Source organism: Aquitalea palustris (assembly GCF_003693445.1).
GTDB classification, from domain to species: domain Bacteria; phylum Pseudomonadota; class Gammaproteobacteria; order Burkholderiales; family Chromobacteriaceae; genus Aquitalea; species Aquitalea palustris.
The window spans coordinates 25,507-47,132 of record NZ_RFAR01000036.1; the positions used below are offsets into that span (position 1 = coordinate 25,507).

Annotated in this window: 14 protein-coding genes; 2 read left to right on the plus strand and 12 right to left on the minus strand. The window is 58.8% G+C overall.

Translation table 11 applies throughout. From position 1 onward, the window contains the following. Positions 1–9: 9 nt before the first annotated feature. The 11 genes from EAY64_RS09295 to rluD all read right to left on the minus strand — a co-directional run bounded on the left by EAY64_RS09295 (position 10) and on the right by rluD (position 16,238). Positions 10–3,435 carry an ATP-dependent helicase gene (locus tag EAY64_RS09295; RefSeq protein ID WP_103524491.1) on the minus strand — a complete coding sequence of 1,142 codons (3,426 nt, stop codon included), beginning with the start codon at positions 3,433–3,435 and terminating at the stop codon, positions 10–12. Positions 3,436–3,437: 2 nt separating this feature from the next. Further along, entirely contained in the window at positions 3,438–4,031 is a 594-nt protein-coding gene (locus EAY64_RS09300; protein WP_103524492.1) for a hypothetical protein, read from the minus strand. Next, the gene (locus EAY64_RS09305) at positions 4,028–4,819 is read right to left on the minus strand and encodes an RNA polymerase sigma factor (protein ID WP_103524493.1); all 792 of its coding nucleotides are present in this window, start codon (positions 4,817–4,819) and stop codon (positions 4,028–4,030) included. The genes EAY64_RS09300 and EAY64_RS09305 overlap by 4 nt, the downstream gene beginning before the upstream one ends. Before the next feature lie 50 nt (positions 4,820–4,869). After that, positions 4,870–7,089 (minus strand): S8 family peptidase, encoded by a 2,220-nt coding sequence (locus EAY64_RS09310; RefSeq protein ID WP_103524494.1) that lies wholly within the window; start codon positions 7,087–7,089, stop codon positions 4,870–4,872. Further along, positions 7,086–8,252, minus strand: coding sequence for an AAA family ATPase (locus tag EAY64_RS09315; RefSeq protein ID WP_103524495.1), 1,167 nt, complete (start codon positions 8,250–8,252; stop codon positions 7,086–7,088). Before EAY64_RS09315 ends, EAY64_RS09310 begins: the two co-directional genes overlap by 4 nt. Positions 8,253–8,876: 624 nt before the next feature. Further along, the gene (locus tag EAY64_RS09320; protein WP_103524506.1) at positions 8,877–9,959 is read right to left on the minus strand and encodes a ribonucleotide-diphosphate reductase subunit beta; all 1,083 of its coding nucleotides are present in this window, start codon (positions 9,957–9,959) and stop codon (positions 8,877–8,879) included. A gap of 18 nt (positions 9,960–9,977) precedes the next feature. Continuing rightward, the gene (locus EAY64_RS09325; protein WP_103524496.1) at positions 9,978–10,250 is read right to left on the minus strand and encodes a hypothetical protein; all 273 of its coding nucleotides are present in this window, start codon (positions 10,248–10,250) and stop codon (positions 9,978–9,980) included. A gap of 73 nt (positions 10,251–10,323) precedes the next feature. Beyond that, positions 10,324–10,716 (minus strand): DUF6841 family protein, encoded by a 393-nt coding sequence (locus EAY64_RS09330; RefSeq protein ID WP_103524497.1) that lies wholly within the window; start codon positions 10,714–10,716, stop codon positions 10,324–10,326. Between the two features lie 325 nt (positions 10,717–11,041). Beyond that, positions 11,042–13,915: a ribonucleoside-diphosphate reductase subunit alpha gene (locus EAY64_RS09335; protein ID WP_103524498.1), complete on the minus strand. Its 2,874-nt coding sequence runs from the start codon at positions 13,913–13,915 to the stop codon at positions 11,042–11,044. Between the two features lie 477 nt (positions 13,916–14,392). Then, the gene (pgeF, locus tag EAY64_RS09340) at positions 14,393–15,151 is read right to left on the minus strand and encodes a peptidoglycan editing factor PgeF (protein WP_103524499.1); all 759 of its coding nucleotides are present in this window, start codon (positions 15,149–15,151) and stop codon (positions 14,393–14,395) included. Next, positions 15,138–16,238 (minus strand): 23S rRNA pseudouridine(1911/1915/1917) synthase RluD, encoded by a 1,101-nt coding sequence (gene rluD / locus EAY64_RS09345; protein ID WP_103524500.1) that lies wholly within the window; start codon positions 16,236–16,238, stop codon positions 15,138–15,140. The genes pgeF and rluD overlap by 14 nt, the downstream gene beginning before the upstream one ends. Here rluD and EAY64_RS09350 point away from each other — a divergent pair. Next, positions 16,237–17,028, plus strand: a complete 792-nt coding sequence (locus tag EAY64_RS09350) for an outer membrane protein assembly factor BamD (protein WP_103524501.1) — start codon at positions 16,237–16,239, stop codon at positions 17,026–17,028. The genes rluD and EAY64_RS09350 overlap by 2 nt on opposite strands. Positions 17,029–17,116: 88 nt before the next feature. Here EAY64_RS09350 and EAY64_RS09355 read toward each other — a convergent pair whose 3' ends face one another. After that, positions 17,117–17,455 carry a P-II family nitrogen regulator gene (locus EAY64_RS09355; RefSeq protein ID WP_103524502.1) on the minus strand — a complete coding sequence of 113 codons (339 nt, stop codon included), beginning with the start codon at positions 17,453–17,455 and terminating at the stop codon, positions 17,117–17,119. A gap of 147 nt (positions 17,456–17,602) precedes the next feature. Between EAY64_RS09355 and purL the strand changes: the two genes are divergently transcribed. Continuing rightward, entirely contained in the window at positions 17,603–21,562 is a 3,960-nt protein-coding gene (gene purL / locus EAY64_RS09360) for a phosphoribosylformylglycinamidine synthase (protein WP_103524503.1), read from the plus strand. Positions 21,563–21,626: the final 64 nt, after the last annotated feature.

Sequence of the window (21,626 nt, forward strand, 5' to 3'; positions counted from 1 at the left end):
AAAGCTGATTCAAACTTTTTTTATAGTGATTGCACCTGCCGGTAGTTCACCGCAGATGAAGAAGCTGGGGCACCGTGGGCAAGTGCGTGCTTCTTCCTTCACGGGAAAGTCGCCAGCGTGGATGCGCCTGACGAGTTCCAGGGCCTTTTCGCTGCGGGTCTTGAGCTTTCGCTCGCTGATCTCCACTGGCAGCGTTGTTTCGCTGGTCAAGTAGGTGACCTCGACTTGAGCTGTTCCGCCATACGCCCGCATGGTCGCGAGGAGGAGCAGTGTGTACTCGATGTCATCGAAGGCGTTGGGTCGCGGTTTGCCAGTCTTGACGCGCCGAACGACGATCTGCCCCTTATCGTTTCGTGCAACGCTGTCTGGTTTGACGAGAATTTCACCTTCCGCCCAACCAAGCGAGATCGGCGCGGCGGGTGCTGGTTTGCCACGGCGATGAGTCTCGACCAGATAGTCTGTAAGCCGACGTGCGATGCGCCGGTAGTCTTCCGCATAGCCATGGTCGACTGGTCCCCTGGTTTGCCATGCTTGATCGAAGCGGGGGCCGAGTTCGACTTCGTTTGGCATCGTCGTCTCGTGCGTGGCATTCAGCCAATCGAATACATCCCCGACAACATTATGCATCTTCATGAAGGCCGTCTCAGTACGACGGCCTCCAAGTTTCATGATGTGGGTATAAAGAAATCGGCGTGGGCATCGTTCGAACAGGTTGACCTTGCTATCGGTCCAGACGGGCTTCTTTTCCCATGCAATCTGTAGGGCGGGCCTTGCTCGCAACCCTGCAAGTCGTGCCGGTGGAGTTGAAAGCGGAAGCAGATGATGCCGGATGGGGGGGATGAATTTCGAAGGATTACGCGCTCTGCCATCAGACTGAACTGACGATGCATAAAGAAACAGTCCATCACGGGCACGGGACAGCGCCACGAAGAACAGGCATTCCTCTTCTTCATCGTGCCCGGCCTTGACTGCTTCCAAACCGGTAATTCTGTTGGGGCTGTGAATGAGGCCATCGGGTGGCACGCAGCGTGGTGTCATGTTGTTGCGTGGTAAGCCAGAGGTCACCATCCCGGGAATGTGCACGGTGTTGAACTCAAGTCCCTTGCTGGCGTGGATGCTCATCAGACGGACCGCATCGATGTGGTCTGCGGCGCCTGGTAAACGGCCCAATCCGCGGTCTTCCGAAAGCAGGACGAGTCGACGAATTCGATCAAGAAGACGCACGCAGGGTACACCGGCGCCAGAGGGTTGTTTACGGCAGAAATTGAGGAATTGCCACAGCGCCAGGCCCTTCATCCTGCTGCGTGCATCTCCTGCCAGGTACAGTGTCTTGGCGAGTCCGAGACGATCGATTACCCAAGTGGACAAAATGGCCCAAGGATTGCCAGTGGGGCTCATCCCTTCGAAAAGCATGGCCACGCGGGCTAGGGTCGCCTTGCTCATCTCGGCGAGTTGCGGTGGCCAGCTTTCGGTACGGCGCCAGTCGAGGGTTGCAACTTTGTTTTCGCGCAGCTGATCAATGATCTGTACAACATCTTGTAGTGGCAGCTCGTACGTAGGCATCGTGGCCGTCCGTACCAATCCGACGGCATAGGGGTCGTTCAACATAGAGAGCAAGGCGAGCAGATCCTTGATTTCAGGGCGTTCGAACAGACTCCCAAGGTGCAGTACTGGAATACCCCTGGCTTCGAGGCCTTCAGCAATTTCGCTCAGGCGGGCGTTGGATGCACAGAGTAATGCCTGTTCGCGAAATGCAGTTCCGGCTTCCTGTTGGCGCTTGATCGTAGCCGCCACCGCTGAAATTTCGTCTTCCGTTGAGCCCACCATCCTGAATTCCGGCTTAGTGCCCGAGGCGCCGCGGCAAGCCTCCAAATGCAACGGCAATGATCCGGCTGATGCCTTCATTGTGGTCGCAAATGCAGCGAAAGTATCAATGATTTCTTGCCGACACCGATAGTTGATGCCCAGTTGAGCGATCTGTGCTCCAGGAAAATCCTCAGTGAACTTGGCCATGTTGGTGGCCGATGCTCCGCGGAATCGGTAAATGGATTGCCGCGCATCGCCAACGACCCAAAGATTACGTCCTTCACCCGCGATGGCTTTGAGAAGGCGTACAGACGATCGGTTGACGTCCTGGTACTCGTCCACGAGCACATGTTTGTGCCTTGTGCGCAAAGCCCCCCTTACTTCAGCATCGGTTTCGACCAAGCGCACAGGTTGCGCAACCAGATCGCCGAAGTCTAACAATTGCTTTTCTGTCATCAGGCGCTCGTAGGTCTCATAGACCAAGGCGACTTCCATGCACTTCTCGGCGCTTTTTATCGCGGCTGCGTCGGTGCCGGCCCTCAGTGCCATCGATTGTGCCAAGGCCCGATAGCCGGCCGCATCGATGACTTCGTCCTTGGCGCGCGAAATCGCACTGAGCATGTCACTGAGGTCAAGCGTGGGATCCCACAAGTTTCGATAGTGGTGCAGCGATAGCCGCGGCAGCTCGTCTTCAAGCAGTTCAATGCTTTCGGATCGATCGATGAGCCGCGGGTTGGCGGGGAGCCCGAGCTTGTCGTGAAAGCGGCGAACGATATCCTGACCGAATGCGTGAAACGTACCGATCCACATCGCTACTGCTGCTTTGGGGTTTCGCGCGGCGAGCCGCTCACTTAATTCGTTCGCAGCCTTGTTGGAGAACGTGAGCACAAGAATGGACATCGGGTCCACTCCCTCGGCTAGAAGATTCTCGATGCGCTGCACCAGAGTTCTGGTCTTGCCCGTACCTGGGCCGGCCTGCAACTGGAATGCAGTGCCGCGATGATTGGCTGCTAAAACCTGGGTAGGATCGGTAGTCAACGCAGGAACTGCTGCAGTTGCCTCTGCAGCTGGCGGTATCTCGCTCGGCAAGAGTAGTGCATCCAGTAGCTGTTGCTGAACTACTTGCAGGGGTGCTCCAAGGCGTGTAGCGATGTCGGTGGAAGAGCAACCGTTGTCAATGTGATGACGCCGTACCGCTGAACGTGGCAGCAAGAGTTCGCGTGCGAACAGATCCATGCGGATTTCCCGGCGTTCCCTGGCGCCATAGTCGAGCACACGTTCTACGCCGACCGGCGCATCTTCGGCTGAACGGTCCGGTTCGACTTCCTCCGTCACGATATCCTCTGCGCTGTCTTCCAAGACAAAATGTCCAAGTTCATGCGCGATTAGGAAGGCGCGGTCAAATGCCGAGCCGATGTCTTCATACAGGATGCACCCGGCTTGGTTGTCGAGTACCGCGCGTCCACCTTTCAGGGCTGAGTCACCTGGTGGCAAAGCATATATATCAAAGTCTCGTCGAGCGGCTTCGTGGCTGACGAGTTCAAGCGAGTTCCATGGATCGGCACCTGCTGCGACCGCCGCTTGATGGATGCGTTCTGCTTCATTTCTTGCGGCTTCGGTCGCGTCCATGACTAGTCCCTCATTGCCTTCAGCGCTTCTTGTTGGGTTGGCTGGAGCTGGGAAGTTTCGACAGCCTGTTCGAACGATATCTGAGGGGCCACCTTGGGCTTCACATCTGATCGGAAACTCAGGCTGGACACCATTGCAGGTGGGCTATGTAGATAGGCTGACACCGCTTCAGCGGTCGCACCAAGTTCGACGGCCAACCGTTGAATGAAACGCCAGGGAATGGTGGTTGCATCAATCGCCCGCTCGCGCACGCGAATCAAGAATAAATTGCTGATATCCAGCTTCTTGGCTATTGCCTTGAAGGTGGTGGGGGGCAACTGAGCAAAGGGGTTAGTGATAGGGGTGCTTTGTGCTGATTTCATGGCTACCTGGAACTGTTGCCAAGCCTGCTCGACCACCTGCTCAGATGAAATCTGCACGTCTTCGCTGGCCCATAATGCATCCATCATCAGTTCAATCGAGCAGTCAACGAGGGCCTGCGCATGTTCCGGGTACTGGTCTAAGTAATACTCCAATGTTGCACGGTCATGCGTAGGCTCTATTGAAAACGCAAGGAGAATTTCTTCTTCGTCGAATCTGGAATGTTCAGTGCTCATATTTCAGCCTCCTGTTCAAGAACGGCCTTGAGAGCTTTACAGGCCCGATCACGACGGTTGCGAACCGTCCTTTCGTCGCATTGGAGAATGCGTGCAATTGTCATGACATCTCTTTCCTTGGCATCGATCGGAATCCCCTGTAAGAGGAGACCGATAACTTGCTTTTGATCCTGGGGTAGACGATCAATCGCAGAGAAAAGCACCAACCGGAAAGCGGGGTCGTCAATTTTTTTCGGATCACCACTCATAAATTCCACGAATGCAGCTTCGACTTCCGCTGAAATCGCAGGACCATCATCATCTTCGCTCCCCAACGGGACCGTCTTGATCTTGCAAGTCGCGGGTCCGATCTTGCGCAGTACGGAAGTTCGAAGTCCAACCATCGCCTTGTCAAAACGGATTTCGTAGAAATCTAGAAGGCCAGGATGTGTGTTGCAGTCCTTGGTGAGCAGGACGATGAAGCGACTGCGAATCTCATCGCGAATTTCTGCGGCACCATCCATCCGAGCGTCAGGAATCGCCGAATGCAGTGACTGATCAACACGCTTCAGAAGTATCCGAAAAATTTTCTCGAAATGCCCCTGTTCGCCAGCCACCCAAGCTCGTCGCAGAAAATACAGCACAGCCTCCGTTGGGACATACGTCGGGCGCTTCCTCGATACGCCATCGAACTGTGCAAGTCGTGTCGCTACATCAACGGCTTCAAGCTTTTCGATCCAAGCCTCAATTTCAGGTGGCCGCTGGTAGGGCATACCATCTTTGTCCTTGCGTTTGAGTGCTACAGGCATCTCTGCCTCCAGTGTTTTTGTTTGATAGTTCAGTGGTGGTCCTGGTTGCTTCACCGGATGCGGATCGGCAGTGATACTTGCGGCTGGATCGGTACCAGGGTCTTCGCGTAGGCGCGCAGGATCTCGTTGTAGAGGTCGGCATGCTTGGGGGCTTCGACCGTGATGATCAGTGCGTAGCGGATCTTCTCGGCACCGGTTGCGCTGTGGCCGGCTTCGCGCGCGTTGTAGTGGATGTCGAAGACCGGGTTCTTGAGGGTACTGCCGCGCATGTTCTTCGCGCTGTGCAATACCGTTTCCCATTTGCCCATGTCGGAGCGTCGTTCTTCCTCCGTTGCGTACTTCTTCATGTCGAAGAAGCTCTTGGTGTCGGCGTTGGCCTTGCCCTCTTTGATCTTCTCGTCGCTGGGGCGGAATACGACCTCCAGGCCGGCACGCGTGTACGCGGCGGCATCCTGCGGATCCGTCGGTGAGGCATAGCAGAAGGTGGCCTTGAGGCGAACGCTGCCGTTCAGGCCCCCGACGGGCAGCGGCAGTGATGCACGCAGATATTTACCCGGTTTCAGTTCTCCCTGGTAGACCACACGCGCAACACCCTCCGGGCAAGTGATGATGCTCATCAAGTCTTCGGGCACCTTGCCCCAGCCTACCTCTAGCTTGTCATGTGTCGCGGCGTCCGCGGCGTGGACCAGCAGCGCTTTAATCGCCAGCGGCGACAGCTCCGCCCCAAGGATGGCGCGAATACCGACAGCGTTGCGCAACAGGTAAGGGGACGCGAAGCTCGTGCCCAACTGAGGTGATAGAGTCGCTTTCTTACCCGGCGACAGCACATGGAAATAATTGCCCGCATTGCCGCCGAATGCCATCAGATCTGGCTTGACCACTCCAGGGCTGCGGCCGGGGCCGACTGCGCTGTATGGCGCACGCGCCCAATTCGCCTCGGTGTCGCTGGCTGCACCGACTGCCAGTGCATTGACGCAGTCCGAGGGTACTTGCACGCGGGCATTGCCGGAGGCGCGGTCCATCTGGCCATTGTTGCCAACTGCCACGGTCATCAAGGTGTCACCGTCGCTCAGTAGATCATCGATGACCGACGTCCAGGCATGCACGTCGGTGTCTTCGATTGGCAGATCGGGACCCAGACTGAGATTGACGAACTGGTATTGGCGCGACAACAAGACCTGTTCGACGAATCCCAGGGTCCGGTACAACTCCAGCGGGTCTTCGATGTCAGCATCCTTGTCGAGCACGCGCAGGTGATCAACGTAGGCAAAAGGGCGAGAGGCAGTGCCGTTAGGCTGAATGGGGCCGAACAGGAATGCGGAACTGACAGCCAAGCCATGCTCCAGGCCTGCAGGATCGTCCTGCGCGTCTTCGTCTAGGATGCGGTACGAGCGCAGCCACGGGCCGATTGCGTGTTGTTTGGGCAAGCCACCGTCGAGGATGGCGACCTTGGGTTCCGACGACAGCGGCTGCTCGGTCGGCAGGTTGCAGCCGACCGATACTTCGCCTGTGCGGTGCACTGGCCGCATACCGCGCAGCTTGGGAACGGGTCGGATGATTCGCACGAACACGAATTCGGCCAGACTTTCGATGTGATCGTGCTTGCCTTCGACGGGTACAAACCACAAGTTTCCCGCTGTGAAGCCAAGGTCGGCATGAACTTTAACGCCGACCTCCTTGGAGTACCTCACGAAGGCCTGCTGCACGAACAGGCGGTTTTCATCAGGCAATAGATGAAGGCCAACCTCGAAGAATCGATCCTTCGTGCTGCAGTAGTCGGCAATGCGCTCTTGAGGTGTGAATGCCGAAAACTGCTCAATATGCGCCAAGTCTAGCGCCTCGTCGGATTCAGGCTCGATCTGCTGGGTCCAGTCGTTGAGGTGGCGAAACGCCTGACGCTTGCCGACGACGAACAACTCTGTTGTCGTGGATTCTTGTGGTGGCCCCTTCTTGGTCCAGCCTTCAGGCATTACCTTCACGGTACGACTGCCGACTGATGCCAGACCGACGGTGCGAAGCATTGCCACCGGGAAGAACGACCGGGCGATATAGCTGGGATTCATCGTTAGGCGAGCCACGCCAAAGTCGCCGGGGCAGGCGTGTGATGGCAGCGCATCGAGTGCAGTGGCGGTTGCCGTGAACTGAGGTATCAACCGTTGCATTGCTTGCCCAAGCGTGTACACCTCGGCCTTGCCCGGCATGCGTTTTGGTCCCTTGATGTCGTGGGTCAGCAGCTCGCCGCGCCCGATCAGAAAATTGGTTTGGCTCATGCGTTAAGCTTTCCTTTCGAAGTTTTCTTGGCTGCAGCCGGTTGCTCGTTGGTGTACTTGCGGATGGTGTCGCGGCTCACGCCTGTAATGTCGGAAATCGAGTGTTGCGACAGACGAGTCTGCTTTGCTAGCAACACCGCGAGATCAATGCGGCTTTGACGCTCTAGGGCAAGTGCGCGCGATTTGACGAGCTCTTCGATCAGGTCTGCATCCGAGGCCGTGCCCAACGCAATGGCTCGTCGAAAGCGCTGAAGGTCCCGCTCGATGTCACTGAACGATTCGCCGTTAAAGGTGAAGGTCAGAATGTCGATCCAGCGCCCGAACATCGCATAGTCCGGCCCCAAGAAGCGCTTGATCGCCTGTTTGACCGCGGGTATTTCCGGTGCCTTGAAGTTGATCACCAGGTCGAAGCGCCGCCAGAGCGCTGGATCGATCAATTCCGCGTGGTTAGTTGCTGCCAGCAGCACACCTGTGGCGGGCCACTCGTCCACCTCCTGAAGGATGACAGTAACCAGGCGTTTCAACTCGCCGACGTCGGTATCGTCGCTTCGCCGTTTGGCGATGGCGTCGATTTCATCAAGCAGTAGCACGCAGGGGCTTTGTTTGGCGAAGTCGAGTGCTGCCCGCAGGTTGCTCCCGCTGCGCCCGAGCAGGCTGCTCATGACGGCGGTCAGGTCGAGCACGTATAGCGGCATGCCCAGTTGAGAGGCCAGCCAACGAGCCGTCAGCGTTTTGCCGACACCAGGTGGTCCGACAAAGATGGCGGAGCGAGTGGGATTCAGGCCCATCGATGCCAAGCGCTTTATCTGGCGGCGCTCTTGGATTAACTGACTCAAGGTTTCCTCCAGATCGGGCGCCAGCAGAGGTTGCTCCCGATCAGGCTCATCTTTGAAAACCTTCAGCAGAGACAGCCTCGATTCGTCATCGACAGGCAGTGGCTGCGTTGATGGGGCGGGCGACACGACCTTGCGCATGGGGGCACTTGTGCGAGATGCCTTCGCGCGCAGGTACAGGTCCATCTGTTCGGCCAGCTCTGGGTCGGTGTTGCGGTACTTGCGTACGAGCCGAGCAACGAATAGTCGTACGTCCTCGGTTTGCTCTGCGAGGGCAAGCCTGATTAACTGGGCTAAGTCAGCTTGAACTTCATTCATTTCGTCCAACATCTCGGTAACTCATTGATATTAAATACATTACAAATTTTCAAAAATGGAATAGATGTATTTTCTCACGTTTTTATGGTGAGAGGAAGAACGATGAGCCGGGTGCTTGGAGGGGGCTCTCATACACATCTTCCAAGAGCGCAGCGGAGGCCCGTGATGTCGACCAGCCGCCCAATCTGTAACAAGACCAGCACGGTGTAAACCTGAGTCAAAGAGACTTTCAAAATTGACGAAAGATACCGCTAATATGGCAGGCGCTGCGGCTTCACACGGCCAGGCCTGACTGATTGACCCCTTCAGTTCTCTTTGAAGCATCTGCAGTGGTCCGAAAGTGAGCGATCAACAAGTTAGAAAGCAGTCCTCGCCTACGATGCAAAGGAAATGGTCGAGACGTGGCTCTGAACGGATGCTCAAGACAGATAGAGTGGGAGACCGCTTCGGGCGAAAAGTGAGCACTCGCAGAAATCTCGATAACTGATAACAAGACACGTTCGCCACGCCATGAGAAAGGCCCTGCATAGCAGGGCCTTTCTCATGCAGCCAAGCAAGATTTCATGCTTTGGCTATAGGAAATTTCAGATTTTGACTACAAAATTTCAACCTTTCCTATTTCTGACATATGTCAAATCAATCCCAGCTCAACGCCCCGCCAGTCTGATACTCGGTAACCCGCGTCTCAAAGAAGTTTTTCTCCTTCTTCAAGTCAATCATCTCGCTCATCCACGGGAAGGGGTTGTTCACGCCCGGGAACAACTGATCCAGACCAATCTGCTGCATGCGACGGTTGGCGATAAAGCGCAGGTATTCCTTGAACATGCTGGCGTTCAGGCCCAGTACGCCACGCGGCATGGTGTCTTCGGCGTAGGCGTATTCCAGCTCCACGGCCTGTTTGAACAGCTCGACGATTTCGGCCTTGAAGCTGTCGGTCCACAGCTGCGGGTTTTCCAGCTTGATGGTGTTGATCAGGTCGATACCGAAATTGCAGTGGCTGGATTCGTCACGCAGGATGTACTGGTATTGCTCGGCAGCGCCGGTCATCTTGTTCTGACGGCCCAGGGCGAGGATTTGCACGAAGCCGACGTAGAAGAACAGGCCTTCCATGATGCAGGCAAACACGATCAGCGATTTGAGCAGCTTCTGGTCGGTTTCCAGGGTGCCGGTCTTGAAGGCCGGGTCGCACAGTACATTGATAAACGGAATCAGGAATTCGTCCTTGTCACGAATGGACTTGATTTCGTTGTAGGCGTTGAACACTTCGCCTTCATCCAGGCCCAGGCTTTCCACGATGTACTGGTAGGCGTGGGTGTGGATGGCTTCGTCAAAGGCCTGACGCAGCAGGTACTGGCGGCATTCCGGGCTGGTGATCTGGCGGTAGGTGCCCAGCACGATGTTGTTGGCAGCCAGGCTGTCGGCGGTAACGAAGAAGCCGAGGTTGCGCTTGACGATGCGCATTTCATCTTCGGACAGCTGGCCGGTTTTCCATTGTTCGATGTCGCGCTGCATGTTCACTTCTTGCGGCATCCAGTGGTTGGCACATTGGGCGAGGTATTTTTCCCAGGCCCATTTGTGCTTGAACGGTACCAGCTGGTTGACGTCGGTGGTGCCGTTGATGACTTTCTTGTCGACGGCATTTACGCGGCCGCCGGTCTGGCTGTCGTTGCTGGAGGGAACGGCCGGTTTTTGTACCGGGGTATCGTCAAAGCTCAACATGTTTTGCATTCTCCGTGTTTATTTGCCGGCTACGCCCTGTGGGGCGGCTGGCTGGATCTGGTATTGCGCGCCGGGCAGGGCATGCGTGCTGGTAGCGCTGTCGGGCTGACAGGGCGCCTGTTCCAGCTGCATGGCGCTCTGGCGCATGATGCGGATGGCGGTGCGGGGAGTGGCTGGCGTGTCGCGCAGCGGCTGTGGCAGGTCGACCAGCACCAGGCCCAGCTTGCGAAAGCGGTCTTGTTCCGGATGCTGCGCAGCGCGGCTGGCGCTGCAGAAGAGGGTGGTGCTCATGCCGTACTCCCCGTGTGTTGGTTCGGTCTTCCGAAGCCGGCTGCGGCCAGCCGGCTTGAGAAGGCTGTCCGGCTTAGTGGGCCGGATGGCTGTGTTCTTCGTACTGCGCCAGGCCGTAGATGCGCCATTCGCCGTTTTCCCGTTTCAGGTGGTAGCCGGTGGAAAACATCCACGGCTCGGCATGGTGGCGACGGGCGGTCCAGCGCACCTTGACGGTGGCCAGCTCGCTACCAAAGGGCAGCACTTCGGCCAGATAGCAGCTGGCGCTGACGACACCCTGGGCGCGGTAGTACTCGAGAATGCCTAGCGTGGTCTGGTACAGCATTTCTTCGTCGTTGACACCAAAGGTGGCAATCTGGCCGTGGTGCACGGCGGTGAAGGGCCGGGTGAACATGGCCGAAACCGCGCGCGCATCCAGTGCCGAGTAGGCCTGGCTGTAACGGTTAAAAAATTCCTGAAGTGTCATGGGCATCTCTGATTGTTAAGGCCTTGTGGGCCTGGTTCAGACAAGGGCTGGCCATGCTGGCCGCACTTTTGTTTGCTCTTACACTTCCCCATTCGGAAACCGCCTGCGGGCAAGCGGTTTGGAAATGGGCTGGCCGGGTGAGCGGCCAGCTGTTCCTGCTGACCCCGCAGCTGTGCGGCGGGGATCCGGGTTGTCGCTTCGCGTCTATCCGTCTTGCTTGCCTGCTTACTGGCAGGCTTCACGCGCCCTGCGGGCTAGGCACCGTCGCTGTGCTCCGGTGCCATCCGGATTGTTGCTTCGCATCAATCCATCCTGCTTGCTTGCCTTACTGGCAAGCTTCGCAGTCTGGATTGTCAATGCTGCAGAACTTGGCGTCGGTGGCCGGGGTGTTGTCCACCTCGACTGCCGGTGCGGCTTGTTCGGCTGCAGCGTTGTAAGCCGGGTTCAGGCCACTGGCCACTGCGTTCAGCTCGCCGCCCTTGCCAGTGGATTTCTCGGCACTGGAGGCGGCCAGGGTGCGCAGGTAGTAGGTGGTTTTCACGCCACGAATCCACGCCAGCTTGTACAGGTCGTCCAGTTTTTTGCCGGATGCGCCAGCCATGTACAGGTTGAGCGACTGGGCCTGATCGATCCATTTCTGGCGACGCGATGCTGCTTCCACCAGCCATTTCGGGTCCACTTCGAAGGCGGTGGCGTAGATGGCTTTCAGGTCGGCCGGGATGCGGTCGATGCGGCCCAGGCTGCCGTCGAAGTACTTGAGGTCGGCTACCATCACTTCATCCCACAGGCCGGCTTTTTTCAGGTCGCGCACCAGGTATTCATTGGTGACGGTGAATTCGCCGGACAGGTTGGATTTCACAAACAGGTTCTGGTAGGTCGGCTCGATGCTGGCAGACACACCAATGATGTTGGCGATGGTGGCAGTCGGGGCGATGGCCAGGGTGTTGGAGTTGCGCATGCCGTGTTGCTTGATGCGTTCGCGCAGGGCGTTCCAGTCCAGGCGCTCGGTGCGGTCCATTTCCAGATAGCCGCCGCGTTCGGCTGCCAGCAGGTTGATGCTGTCTTGCGGCAGCAGGCCACGGTCCCACAGGCTGCCCTTGTACGACGGGTAGCGGCCGCGCTCTTCAGCCAGTTCGGTGCCAGCCCAGTAGGCGTAGTAGGCCACCATTTCCATGGATTCATCGGCAAATTCCACGGCTTCCTGCGAGGCGTACGGTACGCGCTTCATGTGCAGGCAGTCCTGGAAGCCCATGATGCCCATGCCCACCGGACGGTGCTTCAGGTTGGAGTTGCGTGCCTTCTTCACCGGGTAGAAGTTGATATCGATGACGTTGTCCAGCATGCGCAGGGCAATGCGGATGGTGCGTTGCAGTTTTTCTGCGTCCAGCTTGCCATCAGCACCCATGTGGGCGGCCAGGTTGACCGAGCCCAGATTGCATACGGCGATTTCGTCGTCGTTGGTGTTCAGGGTGATTTCGGTGCACAGGTTGGAGCTGTGTACCACACCCATGTGCTGCTGCGGGCTGCGGATATTGCACGGGTCCTTGAAGGTGACCCACGGGTGGCCGGTTTCAAACAGCATGGTCAGCATCTTGCGCCACAGGCTGAGGGCCGGGATGCGCTTGTACACCTTCATTTCGCCGCGTTCACCCATGGCTTCGTAGTGCTGGTAGCGCTTTTCGAAGGCGGAGCCATACAGATCGTGCAGATCGGGGACTTCCGACGGCGAGAACAGGCTCCATTCGGCGCCTTCCATCACGCGCTTCATGAACAGGTCCGGAATCCAGTTGGCGGTGTTCATGTCGTGGGTGCGGCGGCGGTCGTCACCGGTGTTCTTGCGCAGTTCGAGGAATTCTTCCACGTCGGCGTGCCAGGTTTCCAGGTAGGCACACACGGCGCCCTTGCGCTTGCCACCCTGGTTTACCGCTACGGCGGTGTCGTTGACCACTTTCAGGAAGGGCACGATACCTTGCGACTTGCCGTTGGTGCCCTTGATGTGCGAGCCCATGGCGCGCACCGGGGTCCAGTCGTTACCCAGGCCGCCAGCAAACTTGGACAGCAGGGCGTTTTCCTTCAGACCTTCGTAGATGCCATCCAGATCATCGGCAATGGTGGTCAGGTAGCAGCTGGACAGCTGGCTACGACGGGTGCCGGAGTTGAACAGGGTGGGGGTGGACGACATGAAGTCGAAGCTGGACAGCACATTGTAGAACTCGATGGCGCGGGCTTCGCGGTTCACTTCGTTCAGGGCCAGGCCCATGGCAACGCGCATGTAGAAAGCCTGCGGCATTTCGATGCGGGTGCCGTCGATGTGCAGGAAGTAGCGGTCGAACAGGGTTTGCAGGCCGAGGTAGCCAAATTTCAGGTCGCGCTTGGCGTCCAGGGCGGCGCCCAGTTTTTTCAGGTCGAACTCGGCCAGTTTTTCGTCCAGCAGTTCGGCCTGAATGCCTTTTTTGATGAATTGCGGGAAGTATTCCGCATAGCGCTCGGCCATTTCTTCCTGGCTAACCGATTCATCCAGGATTTCCAGGCGGATGCTGTCCATCAGCAGGCGGGCGGTGACGTAGTCGTAGGCCGGGTCCTGCTCGATCATGGAACGGGCGGCCAGAATGGCGGACTTGTTGACTTCGTCCAGCGGCACACCGTCGTAAATGTTTTTCAGGGTTTCCGACAGGATGGCATCGATGTCGATGCCGGCCAGGCCCTGGGCGGCAGATTCGATGCCGGCGCGCAGGCGGGCAATGTCCAGCGGCAGCTTGCGGCCATCCTTGCGGATGACGTTGATCTGGATCTGGGTCAGCGCTTCGCCACGGGCGGCACGCTCTTGCGAGCGCTGTTCGCGGTACAGTACGTAAGCGCGGGCCACATCGTGTTCGCCAAAGCGCATCAGCGACAGTTCAACCTGGTCCTGGATGTCTTCAATGTGGATGGCGCCGCCTTCCGGCTTGCGGCGCATCAGGGCGTTGACCACCTGCTCGGTCAGTTGGGCTACCTTTTCGCGGATGCTGGCGGACGTGGCGCCCTGATGCCCCATCACGGCCAGGAATGCCTTGGTCATGGCGATGGAGATCTTGACCGGCTCGAATGCCACTACGGCACCATTGCGGCGAATGGTCTTGTAGTGGCTGAAGTCGGCCTGGGGGGCTGCGGCACGGCCGAGCTCGGCGGCGGTTTGCCCTTCAAAGGTGGTCAGTTGCATATTGCCCTCTTTGGGTGGTTTGCGTCTGTTGCGCTGCGGCCTGGGTGGCAGGCCGGGCAGGGCTGTGGACAAGTCTGTTGAAAAGCTGTGTGTTCGTTGTGAATAAACACAATATATATGTTTGCACTGCTTGATTGGCCCAAATTCTAGTGTTCTCGGCGCGATGGGGCAAGTCTTGACAGCGCTCAGAAAATGCGAAATCCGCGCCAGATAAGGCTTGCAGGGCGATAGGAATTTTTTGAGGCAGGGCGGCCTGCTTTTGCTGCCGACAGGAAATTCAACAAAGACAAGCTTCTGGGGAGTGATGCGTGTTTGCCACAACATCTGGTGTTTTGCCACTGTTGCGTGTCCGCTACGCTATTGGCATGAAAATTCAATGACAGTTCATAGAGCGTGGCAAGTGGCCGGGGCACTGGCAAAGAAAACGGCAGCCGCCGCATCAAAAGTGCAGGGACTGCCGTTGGTACTGGGGCGGGGTCAGTCTTGTGGCTGCAGCCAGATCAGGCTGGCCATGCGTCCGGTTACCCCGTCACGGCGATAGGAGAAGAAGCGCTCGCGCTCGATGACGGTGCAGTAATCACCGCCATACACCCGGCTGACGCCAGCAGCGGCCAGGCGCTGGCGCGCCAGCTGGTAGATATCGGCCAGATACTTGCCCTCGCCGATGTCGGTGAAGGCGGCGGCAGCGGCCGGGTCGCAGGCGATGAAGGCGGCGCGCACTTCGGCACCAACTTCAAAAGCATCCGGGCCAATGGCCGGTCCCAGCCAGGCCATGAGCGTAGCCGGGGCCACGGCCGTGGCGCTGACGGCCGCTTCCAGCACGCCATCGCACAGCCCGCGCCAGCCGGCATGGGCGGCGGCGACTACGCTGCCGGCGTCGTCACATAGCAAGACTGGCAGGCAATCAGCCGTCATCACCACGCACACCTTGCCCGGCTGGCGGCTGAAGCTGGCATCGGCATCCAGCAGGGTTTCGCCTATTTCAGCAGCGTCCACCACATTGGTGCCATGTACCTGATTGAGCCAGGCCGGCTCGTCCGGCAGCAGCAGACGCAGCTGTTCGCGGTTGGCGGCAACGGCTTCCGGCTGGTCACCTACATGGGTGCCCAGATTGAAGCTGTCGTAGGGTGGCTGGCTGACACCACCCTGGCGGGTGGTGAGCAGGGTGCGCACAGCAGCCGGAGCCGGCCAGCCGGCCTGCAGTAGCGGGCTATTGCCGGCTTCAGTCACGGACATAGATGACCTCGATGTCGCCGTCGTCGTCTTCGTCATCATCGTCCTCGTCTTCATCCCATTCTTCGGCCAGCGGTGCGGCCTGCTCCATGCGTTCGCCGCTTTCGCCGCGCAGGGTGTCCAGCAGGAAGCGGAAGTCGTCCGGCAGCGGAGCTTGCCAGCTGCGTTCTTCACCGGTGGCCGGGTGGATCAGCGCCAGCTTGTAGGCATGCAGGGCCTGGCGGCCAAAGTTTTTCACCACGGCGGCGATGTCTTCGTCCATCTTGTGACGCGGGTTGCCGTACAACTGGTCGCCAGCCAGCGGGTGGCGTGCTTCCTTCATGTGTACCCGGATCTGGTGGGTGCGGCCGGTTTCCAGCTTGCACTCGATATAAGAGTGGGCATCGTAGCGTTCCAGCACCCGGACGTGGGTGATGGCGGTCTTGCCACCAAACTTCAGCACGGCCATGCGCAGGCGGTTGTGCGGATCGCGGCCGATCAAGGTGTTGATGGTGCCGTCGAAGGGGACGATGCCATCGGCAATGGCGCGATAAATGCGCTTGACGCTGCGCGCCTGCATCTGGCGCACCAGCTCGGTTTGTGCCGGCAGGGTCTTGGCGACCACCATCAGGCCGCTGGTATCCTTGTCCAGCCGGTGTACGATGCCGGCGCGCGGCACATGCGCCAGCGCCGGGCAGTGGTGCAGCAGGCCGTTGAGCAGGGTGCCGGTCCAGTTGCCGCTGGCCGGATGCACCACCAGCCCGGCCGGTTTGTTAACCACCAGGATGTGTTCATCTTCGTAAACAATGGGCAAATCCATGGCTTCCGGCTGGAAAGCCATTTCTTCATTTGACTGAACAATGGTAACGTCCAGCTTTTCGCCACCCAGCAGTCTGGTTTTCGGGGGGACGACTTTGCCGTCCACCAGTACATGGCCATCCTTGATCCATTGGGTCAGGCGGCTGCGGGAGTAATCGGGGAGGAGTTTGGCAAGAGCTGCGTCGAGGCGTTCGCTACCCAAAGAGAGCGGAACCTCCAGCTGTTGTCGAGCAGATACCTCGTTTTCCGAGATATCGCTATAATCCTCCGAGTCAAAGTAAGGATCGGTCATGAAAAGATACGTTGTAGCAGCAATGTTGGTGATGGGGCTTGCCGGTTGTGCAACCACGGAAACCTACGACGAAACGCGCGGCTGGACCGTGGAAAAGCTCTACTCGGAAGCTCGGGATGAACTGAATAGCGGTAATTATACCCGTGCTGTCAAGCTGTACGAAACGCTGGAAGCGCGCTACCCCTATGGTCGCTACGCCCAGCAGGCCGAAATGGACCTGGCCTATACCCATTACAAGGACAATGAACCGGAGCTGGCGATCGCCGCTGCCGACCGCTTTATCAAGCTGCATCCGGCTCACCCGAATGTGGATTACATGTACTACCTCAAGGGCCTGGTGTATTACAACGACGACCAGGGCATGTTGTCGAAATGGGCCGGTCAGGACATGAGCGAGCGCGACCCAAAGGCCGCCCGCGAGTCTTTCCTGGCTTTCCGCGAACTGACCACCCGTTTCCCCAGCAGCAAGTATAGTGCGGATGCGCTGACAAAGATGGATCGTCTGGTGGATGCACTGGGCGGCAGTGAAATGCACGTGGCCCGTTACTACATGAAGCGTGGTGCTTATCTGGCTGCTGCCAACCGTGCGCAGGGTGTGGTAAAAGAATATTCCAACACCAAGTATCCGGAAGAGGCACTGGCGCTGATGGTGACTGCCTACGACAAGCTGGGCATGACCCAGCTGAGCGGCGACGCCAAGCGCGTGCTGGCGCTGAACTACCCCAGGAGCGCCTATCTGGCCCAGCCGTGGGCAGTCGAGGAAATGCCGTGGTGGAAGGTGTGGAAATAATCGCCACCGTGCTTGTCAGCTGAAAAAGGCCGCGTTTGCGGCCTTTTTCTTTGCCTGTTGCCAGCCAGGCCGGCAGCAGGGCGGCTGATCAAATCGCGTCTTCGTTGGTTTCGCCGGTGCGAATGCGTACCACTTGCTCCACCGGGGTGACGAAGATCTTGCCGTCGCCGATCTTGCCGGTGCGGGCAGCCGCCACGATGGATTCGATGGCGCGATCCACCAGGTCGTCAGCCAGGATGACCTCCACTTTCACCTTGGGCAGGAAGTCCACCACGTACTCTGCGCCGCGATACAGCTCGGTATGACCCTTCTGGCGGCCAAAACCTTTGACTTCGGTGACGGTCAGGCCGTTGATGCCGATGTCGGACAGGGCTTCGCGTACTTCGTCCAGTTTGAAGGGTTTGATCACGGCTTCGATTTTTTTCATGCTCGGGTGCTCCTTGCGGTGACTTTATTGTTCCGGAAATGCGCTGTGGACGGTTGATTGCCCGACATTCGCCGCAGAATGGCCTTAATGCACGGCCTGTTTTGCTGTATTATGACGCGCTTTCCTGATACTTGTCGCGAGTGTTGCATGTCGACCATTCTCAAGCTGCGGGGCGGTGCCGCCCTGTCCCAGTTTCGTCTTGAAAAACTTCTCGCTGCGGCGGCCGAGGCCGGTTTGCCCGAGATCAGCGTGAAAGCCGAATTCTGGCATTTCGCCGAAAGCGAAAGCCAACTCTCGACCGAACAGCAAGATATTCTGGGCAAGCTGCTCAATTATGGCGAGGCCCCGTACCCGGAAGCGCCACAGGGCGAGCTGTTCCTGGTAACGCCACGACTGGGCACGCTGTCGCCCTGGGCATCCAAGGCCACCGACATCGCCCGCCACTGCGGGCTGGAGCAAGTGCTACGCATCGAACGCGGCACTGCTTACTGGATCAGCACCGCCGGTATATCTTTAAGTGAAGAGGCTCGTCAGATTCTGGCGGGCCTCTTGCACGATCGCATGACCGAAACCGTGCTGGCCACGCTGGACGATGCCGACAAGCTGTTCGTGCACATGGACCCGCAACCGCTGACCAGCGTGGATATCCTGGCGGGTGGCCGTGCCGCTCTGGAAGCCGCCAACCGCACACTGGGCCTGGCGCTGTCCGAAGACGAAATCGTCTATCTGGTGGACAACTTCACCCGCATGGGCCGCAATCCCACCGACGTTGAGCTGATGATGTTTGCCCAGGCCAACTCGGAACATTGCCGTCACAAGATTTTCAATGCGCAGTTCGTGATCGATGGCGTAGAGCAGGGCAAATCCTTGTTCCGCATGATTCGTGACACGCATGATGCACATCCGCAAGGCACGCTGGTGGCCTACAAGGATAATGCCTCGGTGATTGAAGGTGCCTTCATCGACCGCTTCTATCCGGCACCGGAAACGGCCGAGTACGGTTTCACCACCGAACCGACCGACATCCTGATGAAGGTGGAAACCCACAACCACCCGACCGCCATTTCCCCGTTCCCGGGCGCATCCACCGGCTCCGGTGGTGAAATCCGTGACGAAGGCGCCACTGGCCGTGGTTCGCGCCCCAAGGCTGGCCTGACCGGCTTTACCGTATCCAACCTGAACATTCCGGGCTTCAAGCAGCCGTGGGAAGTGTACAGCGACGAGCAGGCCGAATATGGCCGTCCGGGTCGCATCGCCTCGGCGCTGCAGATCATGCTGGATGGCCCGATTGGCGGCGCTGCCTTCAATAATGAATTCGGTCGTCCCAACCTGACCGGCTACTTCCGCACCTTTGAAGAAGTGGTGGATGGCGAAGTGCGCGGCTATCACAAGCCGATCATGATTGCCGGTGGCCTGGGCAGCATCCAGCAGCAACAGATTCACAAGAACGAAATCCCGGAAGGCGCTTTGCTGATCCAGCTGGGTGGCCCCAGCCTGCTGATCGGCCTGGGCGGCGGCGCGGCATCCTCGATGGATACCGGTGCCAACAGCGAAAACCTGGACTTCGATTCGGTACAGCGTGGCAACCCGGAAATCGAGCGCCGCTGTCAGGAAGTGATCGACCGTTGCTGGCAGTACGGCAGCAACAACCCCATCGTGTCGATCCATGATGTGGGCGCCGGCGGCCTGTCCAATGCTTTCCCGGAACTGGTGAACGACGCCGGCCGTGGTGCCATCTTCCATCTGCGCAAGGTGCATCTGGAAGAAAAGGGCATGACGCCGATGCAGATCTGGTCTAACGAATCGCAAGAGCGTTACGTGCTGGCCATCCTGCCGCAGGACCTGGAGCGCTTTACCGCCATTTGCGAACGCGAGCGCTGCCCGTTTGCCGTGCTGGGTGTGGCCACTGATGATGGCCATCTGCAAGTGCGTGATGATCACTTCAACAACAATCCGGTAGACATGCCGCTGGAAGTGCTGCTGGGCAAGCCGCCGCGCATGACCCGCGACGTCAAGACGGTGCCGCTGGAATTCCGCGTGTTCGACGCCTCGCGCTTCGACCTGAAGGAAACCGCTTACCGCGTGCTGCGTAATCCGGCCGTGGCTGACAAATCTTTCCTGATCACCATCGGCGACCGCTCGGTGGGCGGCATGACCGCACGCGACCAGATGGTGGGTCCGTGGCAGGTGCCGGTGGCCGACGTGGCCGTCACCACCATGGGCTTTAACAGCCATCGTGGCGAAGCCATGGCCATGGGCGAGCGCACCCCGACCGCACTGTTTGATGCCGCCGCGTCCGGCCGCATGGCCATTGGTGAATCGCTCACCAATATCGCCGCCAGCTTTGTCAGCCACATCGGCAATATCAAGCTGTCTGCCAACTGGATGGCCGCTGCCGGCCACCAAGGTGAAGAAGTCCGCCTGTACCAGACCGTGGAAGCGGTATCGCGCCTGAGCCAGGACCTGGGCATCAGCATCCCGGTGGGCAAGGACTCGCTGTCGATGAAAACCGTGTGGGAAGAGCAGGGCGAGAAGAAGTCGGTGACGGCACCGGTTTCGCTGATCGTCACCGCTTTCTCGCCAGTGGAAGACGTGCGCAAAACGGTAACCCCGCAGCTGCGCAATGAAAAAGACACCGACATCATCCTGGTTGATCTGGGCTATGGCCGCTGCCGTCTGGGTGGCTCCATCTATGGCCAGGTGTGGAAGGCGATGGAAGGCCGTGCGCCGGACGTGGAAAGCCCGGCCCAGCTGGCCGCTTTCTTCAATACCGTGCAAAGCCTGCTGCGTGACGATATGCTGCTGGCCTATCACGACCGTTCCGATGGCGGCCTGTTCGCCACGCTGGCGGAAATGATGTTTGCCGGCCATGTCGGCCTGACGGTTGACCTGCAGGAACTGGTGATCGAGCGCAAGAACACCCAGCGCTTCATCGACGATTTCGTGCAGCCGACGGCAGAAGCCGCCACCCACGGCCGCATCATGCGCGTGCTGTTCAATGAAGAGCTGGGCGCCGTGCTGCAGGTGAAAAAGGCCCACACTTCCGAGGTGATTTCCCGCTTCATGGCCGCCGGCATTGGCCGCGAGCTGTTTGTGCTGGGCAAGATCAACAGCAAGGACCGCCTGGTCATCAATCATCATGGTGACGAGCTGTTCAGCGAAAGCCGCGTTGACCTGCACAAGGCCTGGAGCGAAACCAGCTATCGCCTGCAACGCATGCGTGACAATCCGGCCTGCGCCGACAGCGAGCATCTGCTGCTGTCCAATACCAAGTCGCAGGGCCTGTTTGCCAAGCTGTCGTTTGATACCGAACAGAACCCGGCCGCGCCGTTCATCGCCACCGGTGCGCGTCCGCGCATGGCCATCCTGCGCGAGCAGGGGGTGAACGGTCAGCTGGAAATGGGTGCGGCATTCGACCGCGCCGGCTTCCAGGCCGTCGACGTGCACATGAGCGATATCATCAGCGGTCGCGTATCGCTGGCTGATTTCAAGGGTCTGGCCGCTTGCGGTGGCTTCAGCTACGGCGACGTGCTGGGTGCCGGTGAAGGCTGGGCCAAGAGCGTGCTGTTCAACCCGCGTGCCCGCGAGCAGTTCGAAGCCTTCTTCCAGCGCGGCGATACCTTCGCCCTGGGTGTGTGCAATGGCTGCCAGATGATGTCCAATCTGTCCGGCATCATTCCGGGTGCACAGCACTGGCCGAAATTCCAGCGCAATGCGTCGGAGCAGTTTGAAGCCCGCTTCACCATGGTGGAAGTGACCGAGTCGCCGTCCATCTTCCTGGCCGACATGGTAGGTAGCCAGTTGCCGGTAGTGGTCAGCCACGGCGAAGGTCGCGCCGTGTTTGCCCCGGGCGCACAGGACGGCGTGCTTACCGCGCTGCGTTATGTCGATTTCGATGGCCGCGCCACCGAAACCTACCCGCTGAACCCGAACGGTTCGCCGGCCGGCATTACTGGTGTTACCACCGCCGATGGCCGCTTCACCATCATGATGCCGCACCCGGAACGCGTGTTCCGTACCGTGCAGAACAGCTGGCACCCGGATAACTGGGGCGAGAATGGCGCCTGGTTCCGCATGTTCGCCTCGGCTCGTCGCTGGGTGGGCTAATCGCAGCTGACAAAACCCCTGTGGCAGCGTTGCGCCTCCTTGCCGTACGCAGTGTACTGTCTGC